A 3,291-nucleotide genomic window follows, 5' to 3' on the forward strand; every position below is an offset into this window, starting at 1 on the left:
TCGAGCAGCTCGCGCAGCTCCGCCTGGCCGAGCAGCTCGGCCAGCAGCCGGGAGTCCAGCGACAGCGCGGCGGCCCGGCGCTCGGCGAGCGGCGAGTCGCCCTCGTACAGGAACTGGGCGACGTATCCGAACAGCAGGGAGCGGGCGAACGGGGACGGCTCCGGGGTGGTGACCTCGACCAGGCGCACCTTGCGTGATTCGACGTCGCCCATCAGCTCGACCAGGCCGGGCACGTCGAAGACGTCCTGGAGGCACTCGCGGACCGCTTCCAGGACGATCGGGAACGAGCCGTACTCGCTCGCCACCTCCAGCAGCTGCGCGGCGCGCTGGCGCTGCTGCCACAGCGGGGTGCGCTTGCCCGGACTGCGGCGCGGCAGCAGCAGCGCGCGGGCGGCGCACTCCCGGAAACGGGACGCGAACAGGGCCGACCCGCCCACCTGGTCGGTGACGACGCGGTCGACGTCACCCTTGTCGAAGACGACGTCGGCCGCGCCGACGGGCGCCTGCTCGGCTTCGTACTCCAGGCCGGGCTTCGACGGCTCCTGGTCGAGCAGGTCGAGGCTCATCAGATCGGCGTCCGGCAGGCGCAGCACGATGCCGTCGTCGGCGTGCATGACCTGGGCGTCCATGCCGTACCGCTCGGACAGGCGGGCGCCCAGCGCCAGTGCCCAGGGGGCGTGCACCTGGGCGCCGAAGGGCGAGTGGACCACGACGCGCCAGTCGCCCAGCTCGTCCCGGAAGCGCTCCACGACGATGGTGCGGTCGTCGGGCACGTGCCCGCAGGCCTCGCGCTGCTCGTCGAGATACGCCAGCACATTGTCCGCGGCCCAGGCGTCCAGGCCCGCGGTGACCAGGCGCAGCCGGGCGTCCTCCGCGCTGAGGGAACCGACCTCGCGCAGGAACGCGCCCAGCGCGCGGCCCAGCTCCAGCGGGCGGCCCAGCTGGTCGCCCTTCCAGAACGGCAGCCGCCCCGGCACACCGGGGGCGGGGGAGACCAGGACCCGGTCGCGTGTGATGTCCTCGATGCGCCAGGAGCTCGTGCCGAGGGTGAAGACGTCCCCGACCCGGGACTCGTACACCATCTCCTCGTCCAGCTCGCCGACCCGGCCGCCGCCCTTCTTGGGGTCGGCGCCGGCGAGGAAGACCCCGAAGAGCCCGCGGTCGGGGATCGTCCCCCCGGAGGTGACGGCGAGGCGCTGCGCGCCCGGGCGGCCGGTGACCGTGCCCGTGACCCGGTCCCACACCACGCGCGGGCGCAGCTCGGCGAAGGCGTCGGAGGGATAGCGGCCCGCGAGCATGTCCAGGACGGCCGTGAAGGCCGACTCCGGGAGGGAGGCGAAGGGGGCGGCGCGGCGGACGGTGGTGAGCAGGTCGTCGACCTGCCAGGTGTCCAGCGCGGTCATCGCGACCAGCTGCTGGGCGAGGACGTCCAGCGGATTGGCGGGGACCCGCAGGGCTTCGATGGCGCCGCTGCGCATCCGCTCGGTGACCACGGCGGCCTGCACCAGGTCTCCCCGGTACTTGGGGAACACCACGCCCGTGGAGACCGCGCCGACCTGGTGGCCCGCGCGGCCGACGCGCTGGAGGCCGGAGGCGACGGAGGGCGGCGACTCCACCTGGATCACGAGGTCGACGGCGCCCATGTCGATGCCCAGCTCCAGGCTGGAGGTGGCGACCACGGCGGGCAGGCGGCCCGCCTTGAGGTCCTCCTCGACGAGGGCGCGCTGCTCCTTGGAGACCGAGCCGTGGTGGGCGCGGGCGATCACGGGCGGGGCGCCCTGGGCCGCCCCCGAGCCGCCCATCAGCTCGGCGGGGGAGTGGTGCTCGTCCAGAGGCTCGCCGGTCGCCCGCTCGTACGCGATCTCGTTGAGCCTGTTGCACAGGCGCTCGGCCAGGCGGCGGGAGTTGGCGAAGACGATGGTGGAGCGGTGCGACTGGACGAGGTCGGTGATCCGCTCCTCGACGTGCGGCCAGATCGACGGGCGCTCGGCGCCCTCGTTGCCGTCGGCGACCGGGGAGCCGCCGAGCTCTCCCAGGTCCTCGACGGGGACGACGACGGAGAGGTCGAACTCCTTGCCCGACTCCGGCTGGACGATCTCCACCTTGCCGCGGGGGGCGAGGAAACGGGCGACCTCGTCCACCGGGCGGACCGTCGCCGACAGGCCGATGCGGCGGGCCGGCTTCGGCAGCAGCTCGTCCAGCCGCTCCAGGGTGAGCGCGAGATGGGCGCCGCGCTTGGTGCCCGCCACCGCGTGCACCTCGTCCAGGATCACCGTCTCCACGCCGGTCAGCGCGTCGCGCGTGGCCGACGTCAGCATCAGGAACAGGGACTCCGGGGTGGTGATCAGGATGTCCGGCGGGCGGGTCGCCAGCGCCCGGCGCTCGGCGGCGGGGGTGTCGCCGGAGCGGATGCCGACCTTGACCTCGGGCTCGGGCAGGCCGAGCCGGACGGACTCCTGGCGGATGCCGGTCAGCGGGCTGCGCAGATTGCGCTCGACGTCGACCGCGAGGGCCTTGAGCGGAGAGACGTACAGCACCCGGCAGCGCTTCTTCGGATCGGCCGGCGGCGGTGTGGAGGCCAGCTGGTCCAGGGCGGCGAGGAAGGCGGCCAGCGTCTTGCCGGAACCGGTGGGTGCGACCACCAGCACGTCCGAGCCCTCCGAGATGGCCCGCCACGCCCCGGCCTGGGCGGCGGTGGGCGCGGAGAAGGCACCCGTGAACCAGCCGCGGGTCGCGGGGGAGAAGCCGTCCAGGGCTCGGTGTGCGGAGCTGACCATGGATCCATCGTGCACCCCGCCACTGACAATCGGCCCGAGCCGGGCGGACGACGGCCGTCCGGGGCGGCCCCCGCACGGCCCGCACGGCCCGCGGGGCCACGGGCGACGCCGGGCTGGCCGGATGCCGGAGAATGGACCCATGGCGGGATCGGACGAGCGGGCACGGCACTGGCGGTACGCCGAACTGCCCGGCGTCGATCTGCTGCGCGCCCAGTACATACGGAAGACCTTCGTCCGGCACACCCACGAGCACTTCGTCATCGCCGCCATCGCCGACGGCGTCGAGGTCTTCCACCACGGCGGGAGCGACCAGTACGCCGGCGCCGGATCGCTCGCCCTGGTCAATCCCGACACCCCGCACACCGGACGGGCCGGCGTGCCGGAGGGCTGGCGGTACGGGGCCGTCTACCCGTCGCCCGACCTGGTGGCCGCGATCGCGGCGGAGACGACCACCCTGCGCGGCACGCCGGGATTCGTCCGGCCGGTGCTCGACGACCCGTACACCGTCGAGCTG

At 74.1% G+C, this 3,291-nt stretch carries 2 protein-coding genes; one reads left to right on the forward strand and one right to left on the reverse strand.

The genetic code is table 11. The features are described from left to right. On the reverse strand, positions 1-2,777 hold a 2,777-nt coding region (locus tag GTW67_RS04815), incomplete at its 3' end, for a DEAD/DEAH box helicase (protein ID WP_161163550.1). 139 nt (positions 2,778-2,916) lie between these two features. On the opposite strand from GTW67_RS04815, the gene GTW67_RS04820 reads away from it, so the two are divergent. After that, the coding region (locus GTW67_RS04820) for an AraC family ligand binding domain-containing protein (RefSeq protein ID WP_202436823.1) at positions 2,917-3,291 on the forward strand (375 nt) is incomplete at its 3' end.

This window comes from Streptomyces sp. SID5910 (assembly GCF_009862125.1).
Classification (GTDB): domain Bacteria; phylum Actinomycetota; class Actinomycetes; order Streptomycetales; family Streptomycetaceae; genus Streptomyces.